Raw genomic sequence first — 23,665 nt, 5'->3', positions numbered from 1 at the left:
CTGGCTCACCCTTCGCGCAACAGACGCATTGGCGATGTGCGCGTCACTTCTCGCGTTCCGGCCAGCCCCAGCAGCATCACCACGAAGGCGGCAGTGAGCGCAGAGAGTGCGAGCGGCCACAGTGGCGGCACGAAGCCGTCGATATGGAACACCGCATCGCCCAGCCACAGCCCGGCACCGGCCGCGCCGAGCGCGGCGGTGAGGCCGGCGATCAGGCCGAGCAGGGCGAATTCGCAGGCTGCCGCGACGCGAAGTTGTGTGCGTCGTGCTCCGAGCGTACGCAGCAGCGCAGCTTCGTGCCGGCGTTCCTGCGCGCTGGCGGCCAACGCGGCGGCCAGCACCAGCGCGCCGGCAAGCAGGCTGAAGCCGAGTACCCAGCGCACCGCGCTGCCGACCCTGTCGACGATTTCGCGCACCCGGTCGAGCAGGGCGTTCACGTCGATCAGGCTGAGGTTGGAGTAATCGCGCGACAGGGCGGCCAGTGCCTCGGCATGGCCGCGCGGCAGGTAGACGCTGGCGAGCCAGGTGTGTGGCAGCCCGCGGGCGTGAGCAGGATCGAGCAGCAGGAAGAAGTTGACGCGGAAGGAACTCCAGTCGACCTGGCGGAAGCTGGTCACCTTGGCATCGAGCCGCCCTTCGCCGATATCGAAGCTCAGGCTGTCGCCCAGCTTCAGGCCGAACATGTCGCGCCACATCCGGTCGACGGACACCTCGGCTTGCGCAGGGCTGGCACCGGGCCAGCGCCCGCCGGTCAGCTGGTTCGCTGGCGGCAACTGGTCAGCCCATGACAGCCGAAGCTGGCGATCGGTCCAATCCTTTGCGCGTTCGTCCTTGAAGTGCAGCTGGTCGATCGACTGGCCGTTGATCGCGGTGAGCTTGCCCACGGCCAGGGGCAGCATGTTGAGCTGGCTTGCGCCGAGGCGGGCCAGCGATTGTTCGAAGCCGGCACGCTGGTCGTCCTGCAGGTTCAGCACGAACCAGTTCGGCGTGTCGGCGGGCAGTTCGCGGCGCCAGCCATCGAGCAGCGCCGGCGCGACGATGGCCAGTACCAGCAGGGCCGTCAGCCCCAGGCTGAGCGCGGTGGCCTGGATCACGCTCATGCCGCGCCGCCGCGCCAGAGCGGCCAGCCCCAGCCGCAGCGCAGGATGCGCACCCGGCGCCACGCGTCGGGCCAGCCACAGCAGGAGCAGGGCCAGCAAGGCGGCCACCAGCGCCACGCCACCCAGGCTGGTGGCGAGGATGAAGGCCATCCGGGCCGAGCCGCTTTGGCCCCGGATCAGCAGCAGTGCCAGCAACGCCGGCACCAGGTACAGCACATCGAAGCGCCGCACACGACGCGCCACGCTTTCGCGGAACACCGCCACCGGCGGTACCTCGGCCAGGCGCACCAGGGGCGGCAGCGCGAAGCCGACCAGCACCGCCAGGCCGATGCCCGCCGAGGCCAGTGCGGGCCACAGCGGCAACGTGGTGGGGATGCCGGCGAACAGACTGCTGGCATACAGCCACGCAGCTTGCGCCAGCAACCATGCCGACAACACCCCCGCGCAGGCTACCGGCAGCGCAAGCGCAGCCAAGGTGGCAAGCAGCAGGCCGAAGATGCGCCGACGCGGTGTGCCGAGCGCGCGCAGCAGGGCTACTTCGTTGGTCTTGCGTCGCGCGTAACGTTGCGCGGCGAGCGCAATCGCCACGCCGGCGAGCAACGCGGACAGCAGCGCGGTGAGCCGCAGGAAGGCACTGGCCCGGTCGAACGCGCTGCGCATGCGTTCCTGGGTCTGCTCCGGCGTGACCAGCTGCGCTCCTGCCGGCAAGATGGCGGTCATGACCCAGTTGCGCCAGCTGCGCACGGCATCGGGTGCGCCGGCCAGCAACAACCGATGGCTGGCACGGCTGCCGATGCCGAGCAGGCCGGCCTGCTCGGCATCGGCGAGGCTCATCAGCGCGCGTGGCGCCATCGCGACGAGCTCGCCGCCGTCCGGCTGGCGCAGCAGTTCGGCGGCGACACGCAGATCACGGCCACCAAGCTGCACGGTGTCGCCCACCTTCAGCCGCAGCGCCACCAGTGCGCGATGGTCGAGGAAGACGTTCCCGGTGGCCGGCGCGTGGCCGCTGTACCCGCGGCCATGTGCATCCTGCAGTTCGAGCGTGCCGCGCAGGGGATACGCCATGTCGCTGGCCAGCACGTCGAGCAGCTGGCTTTGCCCGTTGGCGAAAGCCACGCTGGGGAAGCCGGCGCTGCGATTGGTTCGCAGCCCGCGCTGGTCGGCTTGCGTGGCGAAATCGCCGGGCAGCTGTTGCGGCGAAGACACGCCGATGTCGCCGCCGATCAGTTCCGCCGAGCTGGCCAGTACGCCACGCTCGACCCGCGTGGACAACGTGGCGACCACGCCCAGCGCCACCACGGCCAGCAGCAGCGAGCCGGCCAGGGTACGCAGTTCGGGCAGGCGCCATTCGCGGCGCAGATTGCGCAGGGCCAGACGCAGCAACTTCATGCCGGCTGACCCGGCAGCGGGTCCAGCAGGCACCCTTCTTCCAGTTCCACCCGCCGCGCGCAGCGTGCAGCCAGTTGCGAGTCGTGGGTGACCAACACCAGGGTGGTCCGGTGATCGCGGTTCAGTGCGAACAGCAAGTCGATGACATGATGGCCGGTGCGCTGGTCGAGATTGCCGGTGGGTTCGTCGGCAAACAACACGCGCGGCCGGTGCACGAAGGCGCGGGCGATCGCCACGCGCTGCTGTTCGCCGCCGGACAACTGTGCCGGGTAATGCTTGCGGCGCGGGGTGAGGCCCACCGCTTCCAGTGCCTCGCGGGCCCGCGTACGGGCATGGCTGTCGCCTTCCAGTTCAAGCGGCAGCATCACGTTCTCCTCGGCGGTCAGCGCGGGCAGCAGGTGGAACGACTGGAACACGAAGCCGACCAGCCGCCGGCGCAGGTCCGCGCGGGCTTCCTCATCCAGCTGTTCCAGCGCATGGCCGTCGAGGCGGATGCTGCCACCGCTTGGCGTATCCAGTCCGGCGAGCAGGCCGAGCAAGGTGGTCTTGCCGGAACCGGAGGCGCCGACGATGGCGAAGCTCTCGCCAGCCATCACCTGCAGCGTGACACCGCCGAGGATGTCGAGGCGCCCGTCGGGGCCGTGCACCGACTTGCTAACATCGCGGACATCGAGAAGAAGCTGGGGTGTACCGCTCATGCGTCGTTTCCTGTGGATGCTGCTGTTCGTGTTCGGCGGCATCGCCGGCGCCCAAGCCGCGCCGGCGAGGACCTTGCTGGTGCTGGGGGATTCGTTGTCCGCCGCGCACAACATCGCGACGGAGCAGGGCTGGGTGCATCTGCTGGAAGTCCGTCTTTCCAGCATGGTGCCGACCTGGGTCGTGATCAATGCCAGCATCAGTGGCGAGACCTCGCTCAGCGGACGCAACCGGCTGCCGGCGCTGCTGTCAAAGTACCGGCCGGCGGTGGTGGTGATCGAGCTGGGGGCGAACGACGGTCTGCGCGGGCTGCCGCTGGAGACGATGCGCGCGAACCTGGCGGCCATGATCGACGCCGCCCAGGCGGCAAACGCCAAAGTGCTGCTGCTCGGCATCGAGCTGCCGGTGAACTATGGCGCGCCATACCGCAGTGGCCTGCAGGCGATCTATACCGACCTGGCACGACAGAAGCGCACGGCCCTGGTGCCGTTCCTGCTCGAGGGTGTAGCGCTGGATCCCGCCTTGATGCAGGAGGATGGCCTGCATCCGTTGGCAGCGGGCGAGCCGAAGGTGCTGGACACAGTCTGGGCGAAGTTGCAGCCGCTGCTGCATTGAGCGGCAAACCGAACCTGGGGTGAACCGCGAACGGCTCGTTTCACGCGGCCATCACCCTGTTAACGGTTAGCTCTTCACATATGTGAAGAAGAGCGAGGTGATGCGACATGACCATGCATGACGAACAGGCGGGACTGATTCTTCTGGTCGAGGACAATCGCCAGATTGCCGAGATGGTGGGCGAGTTCCTGGAGCGGCGTGGTTATTCCGTCGACTATGCCGCCGACGGTGTCAGTGGCCTGCACCTGGCGGTGGCGAACAGCTACGACGTGATCGTGCTGGATTTGATGCTGCCGGGCCTGGACGGTCTGGAGGTCTGTCGCAAGCTCCGTCGCGAGGCCAAGAAATCCACGCCGGTGCTGATGCTGACCGCGCGTGACACGCTGGAAGACAAGCTGGCCGGCCTCGAGGCCGGCGCCGACGACTATCTGGTGAAGCCGTTCGAGGTGCGCGAGCTGGAGGCACGGCTGCGCGCCCTGATCCGCCGCGACCGCCGCCAGGTGTCGACCGAGGTGCTCAATGTCGGCGACATGACCCTGGACACCGCCACACTGCGGCTGACCCGCGCGGGTCACGAACTGACGGTATCGCCGATCGGACTGAAGCTGCTGGCGATCCTGATGCGCGAGTCGCCGCGGGTCGTCAGCCGGCGCGATATCGAGCGCGAAATCTGGGGCGATACCCTGCCGGACTCGGACACCTTGCGCTCGCATCTGTACAACCTGCGCCGGGTCATCGACAAACCCTTCGCACACCCCCTGCTACATACCATCCATTCGGCCGGTTACCGTCTCGCGGATCTTGAATCGGAGGTGGCGTCGACCGTCCAGACAGCGTGAAACCGGAGCGGCAAAAACGAGTCATGGACAGCAGGGTCAGCGCAGCCACTTCCCGGGTAGGTGCCTTCCGCCGGCGCATCGCGTGGGTGTTCGGGCTGCAATTCGTGGCTGTGGTGATCATCTGCATCATGGGCATCTATGGCGTTGCCCCGGCCCCGGCGGTGATTGCGGCGATCGTGATCACCACCGTGCTTGCCTGGATCGCCACGCGCCGCGAATGGCGGCCGGTGCGGGCGCTGGCACGCTTGGTCAGTCGCTGGGATGGCCAGCAGCCCAGTCTGGAGGCATTGCGCCTGGATCAGCTGACCAGCCACACCGATGCCGATGTGGCTTCGCTGGCGCGTGGCCTGCAGGGCTTCGCCACCCGCATTGCCGGCTACAACCAGCGCGAGCGCAACTTCACCCGCGACGCCAGCCACGAGCTGCGCAGCCCGCTCACGGTGATCAAGATGTCGGTCGACATGCTGGCCGACGAAGAGCACATCAGCGAGTTCGGCTCGCGCTCGGTGCGTCGTATCAAGCGGGCGACGCTGGAGATGGAGGCGCTGGTCGAGGCGCTACTGATCCTGGCGCGCGAGTCGGATGCCGGCCTGGATCGCGAATGCTTCATCGTCAACGACGTATTGCGGCAGGAGCTGGAATCGGCGCGCGAGGTGCTGCTCGGGCGGCCGATCGAACTGCAACTGGAGGAGCCCGCGCACTTCGCGTTGCGGGGGTCGTCGCGGGCGTTTGCGGTGCTGTGCTGGCAACTGATCCGCAATGCCTGCCAGCAGATCGAGCAGGGCCGCGTGGTGGTTACCGTCCTGCCTGGCGCGGTGAGCGTGAGCGGTCCTGCGGAGTCGCCTGCGGCGGCAGACGTGTTGCGCGTGCGTGGCGCCGACCGGCACGGTTTCGAGCTGGCGATCGCGCAGCGCATCAGTGATCGTTTTGGATGGCCGCTGGAACTGCAGGCGCGTTCCGGGCATGAGAACATCGCCCGCATCCGCTTTCCGCAAACGCTGCCCGAGGCGGTGGTGCGCGATACGCAACAGCAGTAACGGTGCCGGCCTGGGGCAGGCCTTGCGCCGCTGGACCTTATTGCTGGCGGTAGCTGACCAGATCCAGTTCCATGTCGCCGCCATCGTGCTGCGACAGCTTCACCGGCAGCGGGTAACGATCCGGCGCATACCATGCACTGAAGCCGCGATCCGCATCGGTGCGATCGATCCGCACGGCGTTGAAGCTGCCGGCCGGTACCTTGATGGCCTCCCGGCCGGTGATCTTGAAGTTCTGCGTCTGCACGGCCTGGCGTACCGCGACCGGCAGCGCGACCTGCTGCTTGCCATCGCGCAGTGCCAGGCCCAGTGCCAGCGGCGTGGTGTTGCGCTCGACCATGCCGGGACTGGCCGGGTAGGTCTGCGGTCCCTTGCCCTCGTTGACGGTCACTTGCCGGGTGGTCCAGTCGACCGCCATGTGGCGCTGTTTGTTCTTGATCGACGCCACCAGCCGGTAGTCGTAGCTGATCGCTTCGGGAACATGGCCGTTCCAGCGGAAGCGCGAGGTCTCCGTGACATCGGCACCCAGCATGGCGGCGAGGCCGCCTGTGCCCTTGACGTCCTTGCGATAGATCCACTCGCCGTTGCCGGCAGGACGCAGGCTTACGGTGGCCACGCCCACCGGCTCACCGCTTTGCAAGACGTTGTAGGTGGCGGTGAAATTGGTGGGCGTGGCGGCGATGGCGACCTGTGCGCCAAGCAGCAGACCTAGGCCGAGGACAGGGGCAAGCAGGGATCGGATAGTCATGGGCCGAGTCTGCCGGTGCGGGGCTGAACCGTGGATCACTCCACTGGCGGCAGCTCGCCGGCACCCAGCAACAGCGGTGTCATCAGGGGCTGGCCGTCGAGCTGCGGAGCGCCATCAACCCATGCCAGCCGCCGGCTGGCCAGCAGGCGCAGCACGGCCGGCAACAGCCGGTGTTCCAGTGGCAACAGCCGTTGTGCCAGCCGATGTTCGTCGTCGCCGGCCTCGACGGTCAGGCGCGCCTGCGCGATCACCGGACCGCCATCCAGTTCGGCGGTGACGAAGTGCACGCTGGCGCCATGTTCACGGTCGCCTGCTTCCAGCGCGCGGCGATGGGTATGCAGGCCGCGGTACTTGGGCAGCAGGGAGGGGTGGATGTTGATCATCCGGCCGACCCATGGGCGCAGTGCCTCGCCGTCGATGATGCGCATGTAGCCGGCCAGCACCAGCAGCTCGGCTCCGCTGGTGGCGATGCGTGCAAACAGTTCGAGGTCGAAGGCGCGCCGGTCTGGATAGTTGCGTGGATCGAGCGCCAGCGTGGGGATGCCGGCTGTTGCGGCCAACTGCAGGGCGCCGGCCGTAGCCTTGTCGCTGCCGACCAGCACGAAATCCACCGGCAGCTCGCCGCGGTCACGGGCAGCCAGCAAGGCGGCAAGGTTGCTGCCACGCCCTGAGGCGAGCACCGCGACCCGGGGATGTGTGGCCGTCACGTGCTGGCTCAGCCGATGTGCACGCGCTCGTCGCCCTGGGCGAGCACCACGCCGCCGATCACCGTGCTGGCCAGGCCATGCCTTGCCAGCACGGCGGCGGCGGCGGCAACGGCGTCGCGCGGCAGGATCACGGTGAAGCCGATGCCGCAGTTGAACGTGCGCCACATTTCCTCGCGCGCCACGTTGCCTTCCCGCATCAGCCAGTCGAATACCGGTGGCAGCACGATGGCGCTGGCATCCAGTGCAATGCCAAGACCCTCCGGCACCACGCGGATGATGTTTTCCTTGAGGCCGCCACCGGTGATGTGGGCCATGCCGTGCACGGGGCTCACCTTCAACAGCTCAAGCATCGATTTCACGTAGATCGTGGTCGGTGCCATCAGCGCGTCGGCCAGCTTCACGCCGCCGAGATCGAGATCCAATGGGCTGCCGGCACGATCAAGGATCTTGCGGACCAGCGAATAACCGTTCGAATGCGGACCCGACGAGGCCACGCCGAGAATCACGTCGCCGGCAACGATCGCCTCGCCGCTGAGCATCTGCGATTTCTCCACCGCGCCCACGGTGAAGCCGGCCAGGTCGTATTCGCCCGGCGGGTACATGTCCGGCATCTCGGCGGTCTCGCCGCCAATCAGCGCGCAACCGGCCAGTTCGCAGCCTTTCGCGATGCCGCCGACCACCGCGACCGTGGTGTCCACGTCGAGCTTGCCGGTGGCGAAGTAGTCGAGGAAGAACAGCGGCTCGGCGCCCTGCACCAGCACGTCGTTGACGCACATGCCGACCAGATCGATGCCGATGCTGTCGTGCCGATTCAGGATCTGCGCCAGCTTCAATTTGGTGCCGACGCCATCGGTGCCGGAGACCAGTACCGGCTCCTTGTAGCGGCCGGACAGGTCGAACAGGCCGCCGAAGCCGCCCAGTCCACCCATCACTTCGGGACGGAACGTTCGCTTGACCAGCGGCTTGATGCGTTCGACCACGGCATTGCCGGCATCGATATCGACGCCGGCGGCGCGGTAGGTGAGGGCGTCAGACATGGCGGAAACCGGCGTGGGTGAAACGCGCAATTCTAGCAGCTTGTTGGGTGGTTGCCGGTCGTGCCTATGGCTCCGATGGACGCTGCGGGCGCGATTGGGCAGACTTCCCGGGAGCTCCCCCTCCTAAGATACCCACGTCCATGCGCCTGTCCCGCCTGCTGATCGCCACCCTGCTGCTGGGTTTTGCCTTGCTGCCGCCACTGCATGCACAGATCGAGGGTTCGCCCTATTCGGTCACGGTGCCGGTGGCCGACACCAGCGGCGCCCAGCGCGACCAGGCGTTCGCCACGGCACTGGGCCAGGTGCTCACGCGAGTCGCCGGTGGCCAGGACCTGCGCAGCAATGACGGCTACGCCGAAGCGCTCGGCAAGGCCAGCTCGATGGTGCAGAAATTCCAGTACCAGCGTGCCGCGACGGGTCTGACCGTGGCGGTGGACTTCGAGCCTGGCTCGGTACGTCGGCTGGTATCCAAGCTGGGCGTGGCCAGTTCAGGCATCAAGCCACCGGTGCTGCTGCTGGTGCAGAAGGCCGATGGCAGCCTGCTCGACCAGGCCGCGCTTGCCAGTCTGGCTTCGGCCGCCGCGGCACGCGGTACCAACGTGGTGTATCCGGCCGCGGACAGCACGCTGGACGCGGCGAAAATCGATGCCGCCGATCCGGCCACGCTGGCGGCGATCAACCAGCAGTACCACACCGGCCTGGTACTGCTGGGCAAGCTGCGTGACGGCGGCGCCGACTGGACCCTGGTTTCCGGTGGCCAGGTCCAGCGCTGGAGCAGCCAGGGCGTCGCCGGGGACGCCTTGCTCGCCACGGCCGGCAACGGCATGGTCGATCGCATCGGCAAGCAGCTCAACGTGGTTGGCGCCGGCGTCAGCGAGGGCAAGCTGTGGGTAAGCGGGCTGGATTCGGCGATGGACTTCGCCAATCTGCTGGCGACCTTGCGTGCCGATCCGTCGGTGCGTCAGGTGGTGACGCTGGGTGCACAGAACGACGGGGTGCTGCTTTACGTCAAGGCAGCGCTGCCGCTAAGCGGGTTGGCTGCGAACCTGGCCGCCGGCGGCCGGCTGTTGCTGCAGGGTGAACCGCACCAGGGCGCCGATGCCAACCTGCGCTGGGTGCATTGAATGCCAGTCCATCGCAAAACCGCGCTCATGCATGAGCGAACTGAGGTGATCGGGTGAATCACGACACATCACGGCGCTGGCAGATGCTCGCCATCGTGGCGGCCATCGTCTATGTGATCTGGCTGCTGGCACCGGTGCTGATGCCGTTCGCCGTCGCCGCCATGCTGGCTTATCTGGGAGACCCGCTGGCCGATCGGCTGGAACGGCTCGGGCTGAGCCGCAACTGGGCCGCCACGATCGTCTTCGCGGTACTGTTGCTGGTCGTGGGTGGCGTGCTGCTGCTGCTGATTCCGCTGATTGCGCGACAGATCGAGAATCTCATCGAGAACCTGCCACGCTACGGCGATTGGGCGCAGCACACCGCGTGGCCATGGCTGCAGGCGCGGCTGCATCTGGATCCGCGCATGTTCGACAGCGATCGCCTGCTGGCGGCGATCAAGGCGCATCTCGGTTCGATCGGCGATATCGCCACAACGGTGCTGGGCAAGGTGTCACGCTCCGGATTGGGGGTGGTGCAGTGGCTGGCCAACCTGGTACTGATTCCGGTGGTGGCGTTCTATCTGCTGCGCGACTGGGACCGGCTGGTGGCCACCGTCGACTGCATGCTGCCGCGCTCGATCCAGCCGACCATCGCGCACCTGGCGCGCGAGTCGGACACGGTGCTCGGCGCTTTCGTGCGTGGGCAGCTGCTGGTGATGCTGGCGCTGGGTGTGTTCTACGGCGCCGGCCTGGGCGTGGTCGGGCTGACCGTGGGACCGCTGATCGGCATGGTCGCCGGCTTGCTCAGTTTCGTGCCGTATCTGGGTTTCATCATCGGCTTCATCGCCGCGATCGTCGCTGCGCTGGTGCAATACGGCGACTGGACGCACCTGCTGCTGGTCTGCGGCGTGTTCGCCATCGGCCAGTTGCTGGAAGGTTATGTGCTGGTGCCCAAGCTGGTCGGCGACAAGATCGGCCTGCACCCGGTGGCGGTGATCTTCGCGGTGTTGGCCGGCGGCTCGCTGTTCGGCTTCCTCGGCGTGCTGCTGGCGTTGCCGGCGGCGTCGGTGATCATGGTGCTGCTGCGCTACCTGCTCGAGCGCTACCGCATGAGCGAGCTGTACAACGAGGAGGGGCCGGACGATCCGGTGATCGCCGAGGTGGACGTCACCGTGCATCGCGACGGCAAGATCGAAACCGATACCACGATCGCCGCGCCACCGCAGGACGACCGGACCAAACCATGATTCCGCAGTTGCCGTTGGCCCTGCGCTGGCCGCGCCGCCAGCGCTTCGAACATTTCCATGCCGGGGCCAATGCGGCACCGCTGGCCGCCGTGCAGACCCTCGCACTTGAACCCGGCGCGGCGTGGATCTATCTGCACGGCAACAACGGCAGCGGTCGTACTCACCTGTTGATGGCGGCGTGTCAGGCCGCCGCCGCTCTGGGAAGACGCGTGCAATACCTGCCGTTGGCAACGCTAGACGATCATGCTGCGGCGTTACGCGGTGTCGCTGGCAGCGAACTGCTGGCGCTGGACGATCTCGGCGCGATCGCCGGGAACCGCGACGCCGAGCACGCGCTGTTCGATCTCTACAACCGCGCACGCGCCGAAGGCAGTGCGTTGCTGTTCGCGGCCGATACCACGCCGACCCAGTTGGGTATCGAGCTGCCCGACTTGCGCTCGCGTCTCGGCGCCTGCACCCAGTTCGCGTTGAAGCCGCTCGACGACGACGAACGCCGGGTCGTGCTGAAAGCCCAGGCGGCCGCGCGTGGCATCGAACTGGACGATGGGGTGCTGGACTGGTTGTTCGCACGTTACGCGCGTGATCTGGGCGCGTTGCTCGATCTGCTGGACAAGTTGGATGTGGCATCGTTGGCAGCGCAACGACGTATCACGATTCCGTTCCTGCGCGGATTTCTGCGCGAGGCCGGCGAAGCCGCACCCTGAAACAGCAAAGGCGCCCATGGGCGCCTTTGCTCGTCAACAGCGATGAGAACGCTCAGGCCTTGAGCAGGCCCGGCGTCGCCTGTTGCCCGATCGCATCCACCATCGCCTTTGCCACGTTGAGGTTGCCGGCGATGATGTTGCCGCTTTCGGGGATGCCGTCACGGCCGGCGAAGTCGCAGTAACGACCGCCAGCCTCATGCACCAGCAGCACGCCGGCGGCCATGTCCCACGGCTTGAGGCCGATCTCGAAGTAGCCGTCGTAGCGGCCGGCGGCGACATAGGCCAGGTCGAGTGCGGCGGAGCCGGTGCGGCGAATGTCCTCGGCCTGGCCGAGCAGGGCGCGGGTCATGTCGAGCTGCGCGGTCAGGTGTTCGCGCTGGCGGTACGGGAAGCCGGTGGCGATCATCGCGCCGCCGAGGTTCTCGCGCTTGGACACGCGCATGCGGCGGTCGTTGAGGTAGGCGCCATCGCCCTTGCTGGCGGTGTACAGCTCGTCGCGCAGCGGGTCGAACACCACCGCATGGATCGGCACGCCCTTTTCGAGCAGCGCGATGGACACGCTGAAGTGCGGGATGCCGCGCAGGTAGTTGTGGGTGCCATCCAGCGGGTCGATCACCCAGGTCAGGGGGCCCTTGCCGATCGCGCCGCTTTCCTCGGCGAGGATCGCGTGGTCGGGGTAGGCGCGGCGCAATTCCTTGATGATCTCCGCCTCGGCCAGCTTGTCGACCTCGGAGACGAAATCCAGCTGCTGCTTCTCGACGATATTGAGGCCGTCGATGCGGTTCATGTAGCGCAGGATCACGTTGCCTGCTGAGCGCGCGGCACGCGCCGCGATCGTAACGTGGGGTCTGGGCATGGCTTCGACTTTGTAAAAAGAGCGGGTTTGCGGTCGGCGATTCTAGCAGAGTGCGGCCGGACCGGGCCGCAGCCGCCCCGTGTCGACTATCCTTGTGCACCTGTTTATTGCCCAGCCCGCCTCGCATGACCGACCTCCAAGACCTCGCCGCCCGCATCCGCTACGTGCTGGTACGCAGCTCGCATCCGGGCAATATCGGCAGTGCAGCGCGGGCGATCCGCACGATGGGCTTCGGGCGGCTGGAACTGGTGGCGCCGCACCGCTTCCCGGATCCGGAGGCCAGTGCGCTGGCTGCCGGCGCGGACGACGTGCTGGCGCAAGCCGGCATCCATGCCGACCTGGTCGACGGCCTGGCTGGCAGCAGCCTTGCACTCGGTCTGTCCGCACGCCGGCGTGGCGTGAACCTGCCGGAGATTTCACCACGCGAGGCCGCGCAGCAGGCCTTGGCCGCGGCGGCTCGTGGCGAGCAGGTGGCGCTGGTGTTCGGCAACGAGCGCACCGGGCTGGAGAACGACGAGCTGGCCCGCTGCCATGCGATGGTGCGGATTCCCAGCGTGGAGGACTTCAGTTCGCTCAACCTGTCGCAGGCCGTGCAGGTAATGGCCTATGAGTTGCGCGTGGCGATGCTGGGCGATGACGCGCCACTGTCCGCGCCGGTCCGCGAGGATCCGCCGGCCGATGCGGCGCAGATGGAGCAGTTCTACCGGCACCTGGCACAGACGCTGGACGAGATCGAGTTCCACAAGGGGCGCGAGCCCACCACGATCATGCTGCGCCTGCGCAAGTTGTTCCAGCGCGCGCAGCCGGACGAGCGCGAGTTGCGCGTGTTGCACGGCATCCTGGCCGACGCGCAACGGATGGCGCGGTTGGCCAGCGGCAAATAGCCCTGCGCTGCCTACTGCTCGTCGTCCGAAGGTTCCAGTGACGGCGCGGGCGTGACCAGCAGCTTGTCGATCCGTGCGCCGTCGAGGTCGACCACCTCGAAGCGGATGCCATGCCAGGCGAACACCTCGCCGGTCTGCGGGATATGGCCCAGCGCGGTCATCACCATGCCGGCGACGGTGCGGAAATCGTGCTCCTGCTCGCCGGGCAGTTCGCCGACCTGCAGCAGCTCGCGCAGGTCGTCGGTGGACAGGCTGCCGTCGATCAGCCAGCTGCCGTCCGCGCGCTGCACGATCGGTGCGTCCTCGTCGTCGCCGCTGTGGCCGATCTGGCTGGCGCCGACCACCGCCGCGAGCAGGTCGTTGACGGTGACCACGCCTTCGATGTCGCCGTATTCGTCGACCACCAGCGCCAGTGGCGTTTCGGCATCGCGAAACTCCTCCAGCAGATCCAGCGCGCGGGCCGTGGCGGGCACGAACAGCGGCTTGGACAGGTGGTCGAACAGCTCCGGCTTGCCCTCGGCAAAGCTGTGCAGCAGGCGCTTGACCTCGACCACGCCGACCACGTCGCTCTCGTCGCCGCGATAGACCGGGTAGCGCGAATACGGGGTTTCGCGCAGCACCTCGATGTTCTCCTCGCGGCTGCCGGCCATGTCCAGCCAGGCGATGCGCATGCGCGGGGTCATCACGCTGTCCACCGTGCGGTCGCCCAGGCGCAGCACGCGGTTGACCATGTTGTGCTCGTCCTGATCGAGCACGCCCTGCTCGGCGCTCTCGGCCACCAGCAGGCGGATCTCCTCTTCGGTGACCACGCCCTGGCCGTGCTGGTTGACCCGCAGCAGCCGCAGCAGCAGGTTGCTCGACACGTTCAGCAGCCACACGAACGGTGCGGTCAGCCGCGACAGCACCAGCATCGGGATCGCCGCGTAGGACGAGAACTTTTCCGGCGCGGACAGGGCCAGCCGCTTCGGCACCAGTTCGCCGATCACGATCTGGATGAAGGAGATCAGCACGAAGCCGAGCACGATGCCGAGGATGCGCGTATACGGTGCCAGCCACGCCACCGGTTCGCCCTGCAGCGCTTCGGCGATGTGGCCGCCCAGCGCATCGCCGGCGATCGCGCCGGTCACCAGCATCAGCAGGGTGATGCCGACCTGCACGGTAGAGAGGAAGTGCTCCGGCGCCTCGGCATGGCGCAGGGCCAGCGCGGCGCGGCGGCTGGTTTTCGCCATCTGCTTGAGCCGGCTCTTGCGCGAAGCGACCAGCGCCATCTCGGAAAGCGCGAAGAAGCCGTTGCACAGGGCCAGGACGAGGACGAGCGCGATTTCGGTCAGCATCGCGGCAATGATAGGTGGGCCATGAGCTGCAGTGTAAGGGCAGTCGGGCCTGCACTTCACACCCGCGCCGTCGCACCGCAGTGGTGCAGGGCAGCACGGCAGTCCTGTAACATGCCTGTCATTCTGTTCCCTCAGGCATGGCCCGCATGTTTTCACTGCAGACGATTTTTGGCAAAGGCGACAAGTTCTACGGTTTGCTCGAACAGAGCGCGGCCACCGTCTGCGAAAGCGCCAAAGCCCTGCATGAGCTGCTGAGCAAGCCCGGCCAGGGTTCGGTGATGGCCGCCTTTACCGCTACCCGTGCGCGCGAGAAGGAGCTGGCGGCGCAGATCAGCGAAGGGCTGGTGAACACCTTCGTCACCGCGCTGGATCGTGAGGACATCGAGGCGCTGAATTCGGCGTTGTACAAGATTCCCAAGACGATCGAGAAATTCGCCGAGCGCTACGAGATCGTCGCCGACCGCCTGGCCGGCGTGGATTTCGCCCAGCGTGCGCTGGTGCTGGAGCGTTCCAGCGAAGTCGTCGCCGAGATGATTGGCGAGCTGCGCCGCGGACTGCGCATCGACCCGGTGAAGAAATTGCAGGATCGCCTGCAGGCGCTGGAGTCCGAAGGTGACCGCATGCTGCTGTCGCCGTACCGCACCCTGTATGTCGAGGGCGGCGATGTGATGCGCGCGGTGCTGGCGAAGGATCTGTTCGAACTGATCGAAAAGGCCATCGACAAGTGTCGCGACGTTGGCAACATCGTCTATTCGATCGTGCTGAAGAACTCCTGAGGGCGTGCCGTGATCCTCTCCACCGCGTGTCGCCCGGTCGTGACACGGACACTCCCTCGGCTTGAATCCGCTGGCGCCGGAGAGCTCGCATGAGTCTGAGCCTGGTCGTGGCGGAAGTGCTGATCGCACTGGCCTTTACCTACATCAACGGCTTCCATGACACCGCCAATTCGATCGCCACGGTGGTGGCGACCAAGGTGCTCACCCCCGGCCAGGCGGTGCTGCTGGCGGCGGTGACCAACCTGCTCGGCGCGTTGCTGGGTACCGCCGTGGCGGCCACCATCGCCTCGGGACTGATCAACACCGGCGTGATCGAGGTGGGTCCACAACTGGTGATCTGCGCCTTGCTGGCCGCGATCGTGTGGAACCTGATCACCTGGTGGCTGGGCCTGCCGTCCAGTTCCAGCCACGCGCTGGTCGGCTCGCTGGTCGGCGCGGCGCTGGCGGCCTCAAGCAACAACTTCGGCTCGGTGATCTGGGTGCAAGGCAACTGGATCACCGGGCATGGCGTGATCCCCAAGGTGATCATCCCGATGGTGCTGTCGCCGCTGGGCGGCTTCATCATCAGCTTCGCGTTGATGGGCGGTCTGTATGCGCTGCTGGCCTGGTTCGCCCATCGGCGCGGCTGGCTGCACCGGCTCGGCCGCACGCCGTTCGTCAACTCGTTTTTCGGCAGGGCGCAGATCGTCTCGGCCACCGCGATGGGCGTGGCGCACGGCATGAACGACGCGCAGAAGAGCATGGGCATCATCGCGCTGGCGCTGGCCGGCGGCACCGCGGCGCATCAGTTCGACCAGTTGCCGCAGTGGCTGGGGTTCATGCGGATCGCCGAGGATACCGCCGGCGGCTTCGCCATCCCGGTCTGGGTGAAAGTGGTGTGCGCGCTGACCATGGCTGCCGGTACCGCTGGCGGTGGCTGGCGCATCATCAAGACGCTGGGCCACAAGATGGTCAAGCTGCATCCGATCAATGGTTTTGCTGCCGAAACCAGCTCGGCCGTGGTCATCCTCACGGCCTCGGCGTTCGGCATCCCGGTGTCGACCACCCATAACGTGTCCGCCTCGATCATGGGCGTGGGTGCGGCCAAGCGTTTCAACTCGATCCGCTGGTCGGTGGTGGAGCGCATGGTGTGGGCGTGGATCCTGACCCTGCCGGTCACCGCACTGCTGGCCTACTGGCTGGTGCGGCTCATCACGACGGGCCTGTAGCCGCCTTCAGAGCGCGTCGCCGCCGTTGACGACGATCTGCTCCAGCTGGTCGCCGAGCACACCCAGTTCCTGCACCACCCGCTGCAGCTCGGCACGGTCGAGGAACTCGTAGGGGCGGTTTTCGCACAGGTGCAGGTAGGGCGAGCCGTCCAGGTCGGCCACGGCCAGGAAGCCGGTGCGCTGTTGCCAGTTGAAACGCAGGCAGCGGCTGGGATCGGTGCCTGCCAGTGGGCCGATCGGGGTGGAGATGCGCAGATAGCGGCGGCCGGATTCGTCCTCGAGTTCGGCCAGATAGATGCCCTGTTGGCGGCCATGCGACAGTTTCAGGTCGAAACTGATCAGGTACGGGTCGTTGTGGCGCAGCTCGTGCTGGCTGCCGATGTGGGAACGCACGGCTTCGAAGTGGCGCATGGTGCGACTTCCGCTGGCGAGAGGCGCTGCTACTCTGCCACGTCTGCCCGCCCGCGTCGCGTCAGGTTCGCATGAATCCGCCCGAGCCAATCTGCATGGCCAATCCGCATGAATGATGCTGCCAACCGTATCTACGCTGCGATTGCCGCGATTCCGCCCGGTCGCGTCGCCAGCTACGGCGCGATCGCCGCCCGCGCCGGCCTGCCCGGACGGGCGCGGCTGGTCGGCCGGCTGCTCGGCGAGGTTCCCGAGGGCATGGAGCTGCCTTGGTACCGCGTGCTGCGCTCCAGCGGGCACATCGCGATGCCGCCCGGCAGCCGTGGTTTTCGCGAGCAATGCCGGCGGCTGCGGGCCGAAGGCGTCGAGGTGAAGAACGGCCGCGTGCCGTTGTCGCGGTTCGGCTTGGACGGCGATCTCGATCATGCATTGTGGGGCATGCCGCCTTTGTAACCTTTTCCTTGGGCGTGAGACCGGACGTACGTCTGGCAAGCGCTTCGGCTACTGCCGAACGGGCCATGCGCCGACGGGAGTGTCTGGGCGGTTTGTTACCATGCCACCGATGAATGCCTCTGCCCTCGACCTGCTTCAAAGCGTTTTCGGTTATTCCAGCTTCCGCGGCCAGCAACAGGCCGTGGTCGAGCACCTGAGCGAAGGTGGCGATGCGCTGGTGCTGATGCCGACCGGCGGCGGCAAGTCGTTGTGCTACCAGATCCCCGCGTTGCTGCGGCAGGGTACCGGCATCGTGGTGTCGCCCCTGATCGCGCTGATGCAGGACCAGGTCGATGCGTTGCGCGAAGCCGGCGTGGCTGCCGCCTATCTCAATTCCAGCCTCGGCGCGGACGAGCAGCGCGAAGTCGAGCGGCAACTGCTGGCCGGTGAGCTCAACCTGCTCTACGTGGCGCCGGAGCGGTTGCTGACCGGGCGCTTCCTCGGCCAGCTGGAACGCACCGAAGTGGCCTTGTTCGCGATCGACGAGGCGCATTGCGTATCGCAATGGGGCCACGATTTCCGCCCGGAATACCGCGAGCTGGCGATCCTGCACCAGCGCTTCCCCGACGTGCCGCGGATCGCGCTCACCGCCACCGCCGATCCGCGCACGCGCGAGGAAATCGTCGAGCGCCTTTCGTTGCAGCAGGCGCGGCAGTTCGTGTCCAGTTTCGACCGGCCGAACATCGGCTACCGGGTCGGCCTGCGCCACAACGCGAAGCGCCAGCTCACCGAGTTCCTGCAGGGGCACGAGGGCGAGTCCGGCATCGTGTATTGCCTCAGCCGCAAGAAGGTGGACGATACCGCCGAGTGGCTGGCCGAGCTCGGCGTCGAGGCGCTGCCGTATCACGCGGGCCTCGATGCGGCGACGCGTGCGAAGAACCAGCAGCGCTTCCTGCGCGAGGACGGCGTGGTGATGGTCGCCACCGTCGCGTTCGGCATGGGCATCGACAAGCCCGACGTGCGCTTCGTCGCGCATCTCGACCTGCCGCGCAGCATTGAGGGCTATTACCAGGAGACCGGTCGCGCGGGTCGCGACAGCCTGCCGGCCGAGGCATGGATGATCTACGGCCTGTCCGACGTGGTGACGATGAGCCAGATGATCGCGCAGTCCGAATCGGCCGACGAGCGCAAGCGGGTCGAGCGGCAGAAGCTGGAATCGCTGCTGGCCTATGCCGAGGCCACCGGCTGTCGCCGCGAACTGTTGCTGGGCACGTTCGGCGAAAGCTATCCCGGCCCCTGCGGCCATTGCGACAACTGCATCGCACCGCCGAAGACCTGGGACGCCACCGTGCCGGCCCAGAAGGCGCTGTCGGCGGTGTATCGCAGCGGCCAGCGCTTCGGCTCCGGCCACGTGATCGATATCCTGCGCGGCGAGGAAACCGAGCGCGTGCTGAGCCTGCATCACCATCAACTCAGCACGTTCGGCATCGGCGCGGAGATGGACGAAAAGCAATGGCGCTCGGTATTCCGCCAGTTGCTTGCCGCCGGCCTGCTCGAAGCGGATGCCGAAGGCTACGGCACGCTGCGGCTGACCGCCGCCAGCCGCGCCGTGCTCAGTGGCACCAAGCCGGTGAAACTGCGCGAGGATGTGCGGCCCGAGCGCGGCAGCCGTCGTCGCCGCGACAGCAAGCTCGTCACCGGCGGAAGCCTCGGCATCGAAGCCTACGAGCAGTCGATGTGGGACGAGTTGCGCGCGCTGCGCACGCAGCTGGCCAAGCAGCAGGGCGTGCCGCCGTACGTGGTGTTCCACGACGCCACCTTGCTGGCGATGCTGCGCGCGCTGCCTGCCAACGAAGACGAGCTGGCCACCATCAGCGGCGTCGGCGAAGCCAAGCTCAAGCGCTATGGCCGTGATTTCCTGGCGGTGATCAACGCGCAGGCATGAGTGCGCATGCCGCTTGCGCTGGCTGCGGATCGCCCTTACAACTGAAGGATCTTGCGCGTGCAGGCCAGCGTCGGACGACGGCGGCGCACACCTCTGCATGCCGTACGGCTGTCATGTCGTGCGGTTTCCATGGTCGTACTGTGAAAGGATCGCGTATGCACGACGCCCCGCTCATCGCCACCCTTGTCAGCGGCATCGTGCTGGCCTTCGTATTGGCGGCACTCGCGTACAAGTTGAAGTTGCCGCCGCTGGCCGGTTATCTGATGGCTGGCGTGGTGGTTGGCCCATTCACGCCGGGTTATGTGGCCGACGGCCATCTGGCGCACCAGCTGGCCGAGCTGGGCGTGGTGCTGCTGATGTTTGGCGTGGGCCTGCATTTTTCGCTGAAGGACCTGCTCTCGGTAAAAAGCATCGCGATTCCGGGCGCGCTGGGACAGATGGCGGTGGCGACCGTGCTCGGCATGCTGCTCGGCTGGGGCCTGGGCTGGCCGTTTGCGCAAAGCTTGGTGTTCGGCCTGGCGCTGTCGGTGGCCAGTACGGTGGTGCTGCTGCGGGCGATCGAAGAGCGCCGCCTGATGGAGACCGAGCGCGGCCGCATCGCGGTCGGCTGGCTGATCGTCGAGGACCTGGCGATGGTGCTGGCGCTGGTGTTGCTGCCGGCGATCGGGCTGGCACTCGGTGGCGGCGGGCAGGGCGGCGCCAGCCTGTCGTTCCCGGCGATCGCCGGGACGGTCGCGCTGACCATCGGCAAGGTGGTGTTGTTCGTGGCGGTGATGCTGGTGGTCGGCAAGCGGCTGATCCCGTGGATACTCAAGGTCGTCGCGCACACCGGTTCGCGCGAGCTGTTCCGTCTCGCGGTGCTGGCAATCGCGCTGGGCGTGGCGTTCGGCGCGGCGGGCCTGTTCGGGGTGTCGTTCGAGCTGGGCGCGTTCTTCGCCGGCATGATGATGGGCGAGTCGAAACTGGCCCAGCGCGCGACCGAGGAAACCCTGCCGTTGCGCGATGCGTTCGCGGTGCTGTTCTTCGTCTCGATCGGCATGCTGTTCAACTACCAGGTGGTGCTGACCCAGCCGCTGGTGGTGCTGGCGGCGCTTCTCATCATCGTGGTCGGCAAATCGCTGGCGGCCTTCGGCATCGTGCTGGCGTCCGGGCGGCCTTTGCGCACCGCATTGACGATTGCCACCAGCCTGGCGCAGATCGGCGAGTTCTCGTTCATCCTGATCGGCGTGGGCGTGGCGCAGAACCTGGTGTCGAGGGAGGCGCAGGACGTGCTGCTGGCCGCGGCGATCCTGTCGATCCTGATCAACCCGTTGCTGTTCAAGCTGCTCGATCGTGCCAAGCCATGGCTGGATGCACGCGAAGCCGGGCAGCACGGCGACGCGGTGGTGCCCGCGATGGTCGAACCGGCACCCGAGACCCTCGCGACCAGCGCGCTGAGCGGGCATGTGGTGGTGGCCGGCTACGGTCAGGTGGGGCGGCTGGTCGGTGAGGCACTGCAGCGGCAGGGCCATGCCGTACTGGTGCTGGAAGAGGAAAAGGAGCGGGTCGCGATGCTGCGCCAGCACGGTATCGAGACGATCGTCGGCAACGCGGCGCGGGACGATGTACTGGAAGCGGCCAATCTCACCCAGGCGCGCGCGCTGGTGGTGACCGTGCCAGATGCGTTCGAGAGCGGCGAGGTGGTGCGGGTGGCGCGACTGGCCAATCCGCAGCTGCAGATCATTGCCCGTGCCGATTCCGATGCCTGCATGGCGCACCTGCAGCAGCAGGGCGCCGACCTGGTGGTGCTGGCCGAACCCGAGCTGGCGCGTGGCATGCTCGAACACCTGCGTGCGGGTGAGGCGGCACCGCGTGTTGCCTGAACCTCGCCCGATTTTCTGCGCCTGCACTGCATACGTATTCAGCCGGACACATCAAAGGCCACGGTGCAGACTCGGCGCACATATTTTTGATGCCATGACGTTGGGGAGACGCGATGAGCACAGTGGACGCGACAGATGATGGGCTGGGGCAGCGTGCCACCGCACGGGTGGTGCTGATCTCGGCGGCGGCGGCACTGGGTGGCTTCCTGTTCGGGTTCGACACCGCGGTGATCAATGGTGCGGTCGAAGCGATCCGCGGCAGTTTCAGCCTGGATGCGGCACAGACCGGTTTCGCCGTGTCGTGCGCCTTGCTCGGCTCGGCGCTGGGCGCGTGGTATGCCGGCATGCTGGCGAACCGCTGGGGCCGCGTGCGCACCATGCAGGTGGCAGCCGCATTGCTGGTGGCCAGCGCGCTGGGTTCGGGACTGGCGGGTGCGGTGTGGCAGCTGATCCTGTGGCGGCTGGTCGGAGGCATCGGCGTCGGCGTGGCCTCGGTGATCGCGCCGACCTACATCGCCGAAGTGTCGCCTGCGTATATCCGCGGCCGGCTCGGCTCGATGCAGCAGCTGGCGATCGTGCTTGGCATCTTCGCCGCCCTGCTCAGCGATGCATGGCTGGCCGGTTCGGCCGGCGGTGCCTCGCATGCGCTGTGGTTCGGGCTGGGCGCGTGGCGCTGGATGTTCCTGGCGGCGGTGCTGCCGGCGCTGATCTACGGCACCCTGGTGCTGGGCGTGCCGGAGTCGCCGCGTTATCTGGTGGCCAAGGGGCGCCTGGCCGAAGCCAGGGATGTACTGCGCGAGGTGCTGAACATGCACAGCGACGCCGCGCTGGACAGCAAGCTGCACGACATCGAGGACAGCCTGCGTTCGGAACACCAGCCGCGCCTGAGCGACCTGCTCGGCAAGGCCGCCGGCCTGCTGCCGGTGGTGTGGATCGGCATCCTGCTGTCGGTGTTCCAGCAGTTCGTCGGCATCAACGTGATCTTCTATTACTCGTCCACCCTGTGGCATTCGGTCGGCTTCAGCGAGGCCGATTCGTTCACCATCACCGTGGCCACCTCGGTGGTCAACGTGCTGGTGACCCTGGTGGCGATCGCCCTGGTCGACCGGATCGGCCGCAAGCCGCTGCTCGTGATCGGATCGGCCGGCATGGCGATCACCCTGGGGCTGATGGCATGGTGTTTCTCGCAGGCCACCGGCAGCGGCGCCACGCTCAGCCTGCCCGGCGCCACCGGCATCGTCGCGCTGGTCGCGGCGAACGCCTATGTGGTGTTCTTCGGGGTGAGCTGGGGCCCGGTGGTGTGGGTGCTGCTGGGCGAGATGTTTCCGAACCGCATCCGCGCCACCGCGCTGGCGGTGGCCGCCGCGGCGCAATGGCTGGCGAACTTCGCGATCACCAGCAGCTTCCCGGCGCTGGCCGAGATCGGCCTGACCTTTGCCTATGGGCTGTATGCCGGTTTCGCGCTGCTGTCGCTGCTGTTCGTGCTGTACGCGGTACGCGAGACCAAGGGAGTCGAGCTGGAGGACATGCGCGCCTGAGGACTTCGATCCCGGGCCCCTCCCGGCGGCGGCCGCTGGACTGCCGCCGCATCGGCGAGCGCCGGGCGGAATACGACAGGCGGTGCGCAAAGCAGCTAGGATTCGGAACAGCCGGCGGCGTTTCGCCGTCCGTTGAGCGGATTCCGGATCAGGCTGCAGATGAAGGGAAAATCCACTTCGATCGACATCGCCCATCTCGCCGGGGTATCCCAGGCCACGGTGTCGCGCGCGCTGCGCGGCAGCCCGCTGGTCAATGAGGAAACCCGCCGGCGCATCGAGGCCGCGGCCGAACAGCTCAACTACAAGCTCGACAAGAACGCCTCCAACCTGCGCCGGATGCATACCGGCACGCTGGCCCTGCTGTTCTTCGAGGACCCCACCGCCGACGAGTCGCACATCAACCCGTTCTTCCTGTCGATGCTCGGCTCGATCACCCGCGCCTGTGCGCTGCAGGGTTACGACCTGCTGATCTCGTTCCAGCAGTTCTCGCGCGACTGGCATGCCGATTTCGCCGACAGCAAGAAGGCCGATGGCCTGATCCTGCTTGGCTATGGTGATTACCTGGCCTATTGCGACAAGCTGGAGAAGCTGGTCGCCCAGGGCACCCGCTTCGTGCGCTGGGGCGCGGTGCTGCCCGATCAGCCGGGCGTCTCGATCGGCTGCGACAATTTCCGTGGCGGCCAGATGGTGGCCGAGCACCTGCTGGAGCGCGGCTGCCGCCGTGTCGCCTTCCTAGGCGACGCCTCCAGCCATTATCCGGAATTCTTCGCGCGCTACCGCGGCTATGCCGATGCCTTGCGGCAGGCCGGCCTGGAGCCCGATGCCGATTTGCAGGAAAACGCCGAGAGCACCGAACGCTCTGGCTACGAGGCCATGCGCGCGCTGATCATGCGCGAGGCCGGCTTCGACGCGGTATTCGCCGCCAGCGACCTGATCGCGATCGGTGCGATGCACGCGCTCAGCGATCACGGCCTGCGCGTGCCGCAGGATGTTGCGCTGGCCGGTTTCGACGACATCGCCATGGCCAGCTTCGTCAATCCGCCGCTTACCACCATCCTGCAGGACACCCGCCAGGCTGGCGAAACCCTGGTCGACAGCCTGCTCAGCCTGATCCGCGGCGAGCCGGTGGAAAGCGAAGTGCTGCCGGTGAAGCTGATGGTGCGGCGCTCGAGCCTGCGCTAGACCCGCGAGCCGCGGCGCGCA

22 protein-coding genes are annotated in these 23,665 nt (G+C 67.2%); 14 read left to right on the top strand and 8 right to left on the bottom strand.

Features of this window, described 5'->3' with window-relative positions; all coding sequences use genetic code 11:
- Positions 1-5: 5 nt before the first annotated feature.
- Together B0E46_RS00875 and B0E46_RS00870 are read right to left on the bottom strand one after the other, a co-directional pair.
- Positions 6-2,489 (bottom strand): FtsX-like permease family protein, encoded by a 2,484-nt coding sequence (locus B0E46_RS00875; protein ID WP_077553820.1) that lies wholly within the window; start codon positions 2,487-2,489, stop codon positions 6-8.
- Entirely contained in the window at positions 2,486-3,187 is a 702-nt protein-coding gene (locus B0E46_RS00870) for an ATP-binding cassette domain-containing protein (RefSeq protein WP_077553819.1), read from the bottom strand. Before B0E46_RS00870 ends, B0E46_RS00875 begins: the two co-directional genes overlap by 4 nt.
- Here B0E46_RS00870 and B0E46_RS00865 point away from each other — a divergent pair.
- From B0E46_RS00865 to B0E46_RS00855, 3 genes are all read left to right on the top strand, one after another.
- Positions 3,186-3,800: an arylesterase gene (locus B0E46_RS00865; RefSeq protein ID WP_077553818.1), complete on the top strand. Its 615-nt coding sequence runs from the start codon at positions 3,186-3,188 to the stop codon at positions 3,798-3,800. The genes B0E46_RS00870 and B0E46_RS00865 overlap by 2 nt on opposite strands.
- Before the next feature lie 107 nt (positions 3,801-3,907).
- Positions 3,908-4,639: a response regulator transcription factor gene (locus tag B0E46_RS00860; RefSeq protein WP_077553817.1), complete on the top strand. Its 732-nt coding sequence runs from the start codon at positions 3,908-3,910 to the stop codon at positions 4,637-4,639.
- A gap of 23 nt (positions 4,640-4,662) precedes the next feature.
- On the top strand, positions 4,663-5,676 hold the full coding sequence (locus tag B0E46_RS00855; RefSeq protein ID WP_077553816.1) for a HAMP domain-containing sensor histidine kinase: 1,014 nt from the start codon (positions 4,663-4,665) through the stop codon (positions 5,674-5,676).
- Positions 5,677-5,713: 37 nt separating this feature from the next.
- Here the strand turns inward: B0E46_RS00855 and B0E46_RS00850 are convergent, their stop codons facing one another.
- Genes B0E46_RS00850 through purM form a run of 3 tightly spaced genes read right to left on the bottom strand, consistent with a single transcriptional unit; the run spans position 5,714 to position 8,165 of the window.
- Entirely contained in the window at positions 5,714-6,421 is a 708-nt protein-coding gene (locus B0E46_RS00850) for a DUF3108 domain-containing protein (RefSeq protein WP_077553815.1), read from the bottom strand.
- Positions 6,422-6,456: 35 nt separating this feature from the next.
- Positions 6,457-7,128 (bottom strand): phosphoribosylglycinamide formyltransferase, encoded by a 672-nt coding sequence (gene purN, locus B0E46_RS00845; RefSeq protein ID WP_077553814.1) that lies wholly within the window; start codon positions 7,126-7,128, stop codon positions 6,457-6,459.
- An 8-nt stretch (positions 7,129-7,136) separates the two neighbouring features.
- The gene (gene purM, locus B0E46_RS00840; protein WP_077553813.1) at positions 7,137-8,165 is read right to left on the bottom strand and encodes a phosphoribosylformylglycinamidine cyclo-ligase; all 1,029 of its coding nucleotides are present in this window, start codon (positions 8,163-8,165) and stop codon (positions 7,137-7,139) included.
- Between the two features lie 140 nt (positions 8,166-8,305).
- Between purM and B0E46_RS00835 the strand changes: the two genes are divergently transcribed.
- The 3 genes from B0E46_RS00835 to hda are packed head-to-tail and all read left to right on the top strand — an operon-like array spanning position 8,306 to position 11,219.
- Positions 8,306-9,289 (top strand): DUF2066 domain-containing protein, encoded by a 984-nt coding sequence (locus tag B0E46_RS00835; RefSeq protein ID WP_077553812.1) that lies wholly within the window; start codon positions 8,306-8,308, stop codon positions 9,287-9,289.
- A 53-nt stretch (positions 9,290-9,342) separates the two neighbouring features.
- Complete coding sequence (locus B0E46_RS00830; RefSeq protein ID WP_077553811.1) at positions 9,343-10,515, top strand: AI-2E family transporter; 1,173 nt, start codon at positions 9,343-9,345, stop codon at positions 10,513-10,515.
- Positions 10,512-11,219: a DnaA regulatory inactivator Hda gene (hda, locus tag B0E46_RS00825; protein WP_077553810.1), complete on the top strand. Its 708-nt coding sequence runs from the start codon at positions 10,512-10,514 to the stop codon at positions 11,217-11,219. Before B0E46_RS00830 ends, hda begins: the two co-directional genes overlap by 4 nt.
- A gap of 52 nt (positions 11,220-11,271) precedes the next feature.
- Here hda and B0E46_RS00820 read toward each other — a convergent pair whose 3' ends face one another.
- Positions 11,272-12,075 (bottom strand): inositol monophosphatase family protein, encoded by an 804-nt coding sequence (locus tag B0E46_RS00820; RefSeq protein ID WP_077553809.1) that lies wholly within the window; start codon positions 12,073-12,075, stop codon positions 11,272-11,274.
- Positions 12,076-12,200: 125 nt separating this feature from the next.
- Here B0E46_RS00820 and B0E46_RS00815 point away from each other — a divergent pair, with 125 nt between their 5' ends.
- Positions 12,201-12,959: an RNA methyltransferase gene (locus B0E46_RS00815; protein WP_077553808.1), complete on the top strand. Its 759-nt coding sequence runs from the start codon at positions 12,201-12,203 to the stop codon at positions 12,957-12,959.
- Positions 12,960-12,970: 11 nt separating this feature from the next.
- On the opposite strand, the gene B0E46_RS00810 is transcribed toward B0E46_RS00815, so the two are convergent.
- Positions 12,971-14,293 carry a hemolysin family protein gene (locus B0E46_RS00810; RefSeq protein WP_077553807.1) on the bottom strand — a complete coding sequence of 441 codons (1,323 nt, stop codon included), beginning with the start codon at positions 14,291-14,293 and terminating at the stop codon, positions 12,971-12,973.
- Between the two features lie 146 nt (positions 14,294-14,439).
- Between B0E46_RS00810 and B0E46_RS00805 the strand changes: the two genes are divergently transcribed.
- Positions 14,440-15,069, top strand: a complete 630-nt coding sequence (locus tag B0E46_RS00805) for a pit accessory protein (protein WP_077554144.1) — start codon at positions 14,440-14,442, stop codon at positions 15,067-15,069.
- An 89-nt stretch (positions 15,070-15,158) separates the two neighbouring features.
- Positions 15,159-16,277 carry an inorganic phosphate transporter gene (locus B0E46_RS00800; RefSeq protein ID WP_174567048.1) on the top strand — a complete coding sequence of 373 codons (1,119 nt, stop codon included), beginning with the start codon at positions 15,159-15,161 and terminating at the stop codon, positions 16,275-16,277.
- 6 nt (positions 16,278-16,283) lie between these two features.
- Here the strand turns inward: B0E46_RS00800 and B0E46_RS00795 are convergent, their stop codons facing one another.
- Positions 16,284-16,688, bottom strand: coding sequence for a hypothetical protein (locus tag B0E46_RS00795; protein WP_077553806.1), 405 nt, complete (start codon positions 16,686-16,688; stop codon positions 16,284-16,286).
- 108 nt (positions 16,689-16,796) lie between these two features.
- On the opposite strand from B0E46_RS00795, the gene B0E46_RS00790 reads away from it, so the two are divergent.
- The 5 genes from B0E46_RS00790 (at position 16,797) to B0E46_RS00770 (ending at position 23,644) form a co-directional block, all read left to right on the top strand.
- Positions 16,797-17,138 (top strand): MGMT family protein, encoded by a 342-nt coding sequence (locus B0E46_RS00790; protein WP_077553805.1) that lies wholly within the window; start codon positions 16,797-16,799, stop codon positions 17,136-17,138.
- 109 nt (positions 17,139-17,247) lie between these two features.
- Positions 17,248-19,062: a DNA helicase RecQ gene (gene recQ / locus B0E46_RS00785; RefSeq protein ID WP_077553804.1), complete on the top strand. Its 1,815-nt coding sequence runs from the start codon at positions 17,248-17,250 to the stop codon at positions 19,060-19,062.
- Positions 19,063-19,217: 155 nt separating this feature from the next.
- Positions 19,218-20,924: a YbaL family putative K(+) efflux transporter gene (gene ybaL / locus B0E46_RS00780; protein ID WP_077553803.1), complete on the top strand. Its 1,707-nt coding sequence runs from the start codon at positions 19,218-19,220 to the stop codon at positions 20,922-20,924.
- Positions 20,925-21,037: 113 nt separating this feature from the next.
- Positions 21,038-22,462: a sugar porter family MFS transporter gene (locus B0E46_RS00775; protein ID WP_077553802.1), complete on the top strand. Its 1,425-nt coding sequence runs from the start codon at positions 21,038-21,040 to the stop codon at positions 22,460-22,462.
- 159 nt (positions 22,463-22,621) lie between these two features.
- Entirely contained in the window at positions 22,622-23,644 is a 1,023-nt protein-coding gene (locus B0E46_RS00770; RefSeq protein WP_077553801.1) for a LacI family DNA-binding transcriptional regulator, read from the top strand.
- Positions 23,645-23,665: the final 21 nt, after the last annotated feature.

It is taken from the genome of Rhodanobacter sp. B04, from assembly GCF_002001125.1.
Classification (GTDB): Bacteria; Pseudomonadota; Gammaproteobacteria; order Xanthomonadales; family Rhodanobacteraceae; genus Rhodanobacter.
Note: the sequence above shows the minus strand (reverse complement) of the source record. Positions and strands in the feature narration are given on the sequence as shown.

Coding starts and splice junctions, on each gene's coding strand:
- B0E46_RS00810 (WP_077553807.1), bottom strand. CDS start 14,293: ATGCTGACCGAAATCGCGCTCGTCCTCGTCCTGGCCCTGTGCAACGGC.
- B0E46_RS00805 (WP_077554144.1), top strand. CDS start 14,440: ATGTTTTCACTGCAGACGATTTTTGGCAAAGGCGACAAGTTCTACGGT.
- B0E46_RS00800 (WP_174567048.1), top strand. CDS start 15,159: ATGAGTCTGAGCCTGGTCGTGGCGGAAGTGCTGATCGCACTGGCCTTT.
- B0E46_RS00790 (WP_077553805.1), top strand. CDS start 16,797: ATGAATGATGCTGCCAACCGTATCTACGCTGCGATTGCCGCGATTCCG.
- purM (WP_077553813.1), bottom strand. CDS start 8,165: ATGTCTGACGCCCTCACCTACCGCGCCGCCGGCGTCGATATCGATGCC.
- B0E46_RS00865 (WP_077553818.1), top strand. CDS start 3,186: ATGCGTCGTTTCCTGTGGATGCTGCTGTTCGTGTTCGGCGGCATCGCC.
- B0E46_RS00775 (WP_077553802.1), top strand. CDS start 21,038: ATGAGCACAGTGGACGCGACAGATGATGGGCTGGGGCAGCGTGCCACC.
- B0E46_RS00835 (WP_077553812.1), top strand. CDS start 8,306: ATGCGCCTGTCCCGCCTGCTGATCGCCACCCTGCTGCTGGGTTTTGCC.
- hda (WP_077553810.1), top strand. CDS start 10,512: ATGATTCCGCAGTTGCCGTTGGCCCTGCGCTGGCCGCGCCGCCAGCGC.
- B0E46_RS00875 (WP_077553820.1), bottom strand. CDS start 2,489: ATGAAGTTGCTGCGTCTGGCCCTGCGCAATCTGCGCCGCGAATGGCGC.
- B0E46_RS00770 (WP_077553801.1), top strand. CDS start 22,622: ATGAAGGGAAAATCCACTTCGATCGACATCGCCCATCTCGCCGGGGTA.
- B0E46_RS00820 (WP_077553809.1), bottom strand. CDS start 12,075: ATGCCCAGACCCCACGTTACGATCGCGGCGCGTGCCGCGCGCTCAGCA.
- recQ (WP_077553804.1), top strand. CDS start 17,248: ATGAATGCCTCTGCCCTCGACCTGCTTCAAAGCGTTTTCGGTTATTCC.
- ybaL (WP_077553803.1), top strand. CDS start 19,218: ATGCACGACGCCCCGCTCATCGCCACCCTTGTCAGCGGCATCGTGCTG.
- B0E46_RS00860 (WP_077553817.1), top strand. CDS start 3,908: ATGACCATGCATGACGAACAGGCGGGACTGATTCTTCTGGTCGAGGAC.
- B0E46_RS00815 (WP_077553808.1), top strand. CDS start 12,201: ATGACCGACCTCCAAGACCTCGCCGCCCGCATCCGCTACGTGCTGGTA.
- B0E46_RS00855 (WP_077553816.1), top strand. CDS start 4,663: ATGGACAGCAGGGTCAGCGCAGCCACTTCCCGGGTAGGTGCCTTCCGC.
- B0E46_RS00850 (WP_077553815.1), bottom strand. CDS start 6,421: ATGACTATCCGATCCCTGCTTGCCCCTGTCCTCGGCCTAGGTCTGCTG.
- B0E46_RS00870 (WP_077553819.1), bottom strand. CDS start 3,187: ATGAGCGGTACACCCCAGCTTCTTCTCGATGTCCGCGATGTTAGCAAG.
- B0E46_RS00795 (WP_077553806.1), bottom strand. CDS start 16,688: ATGCGCCACTTCGAAGCCGTGCGTTCCCACATCGGCAGCCAGCACGAG.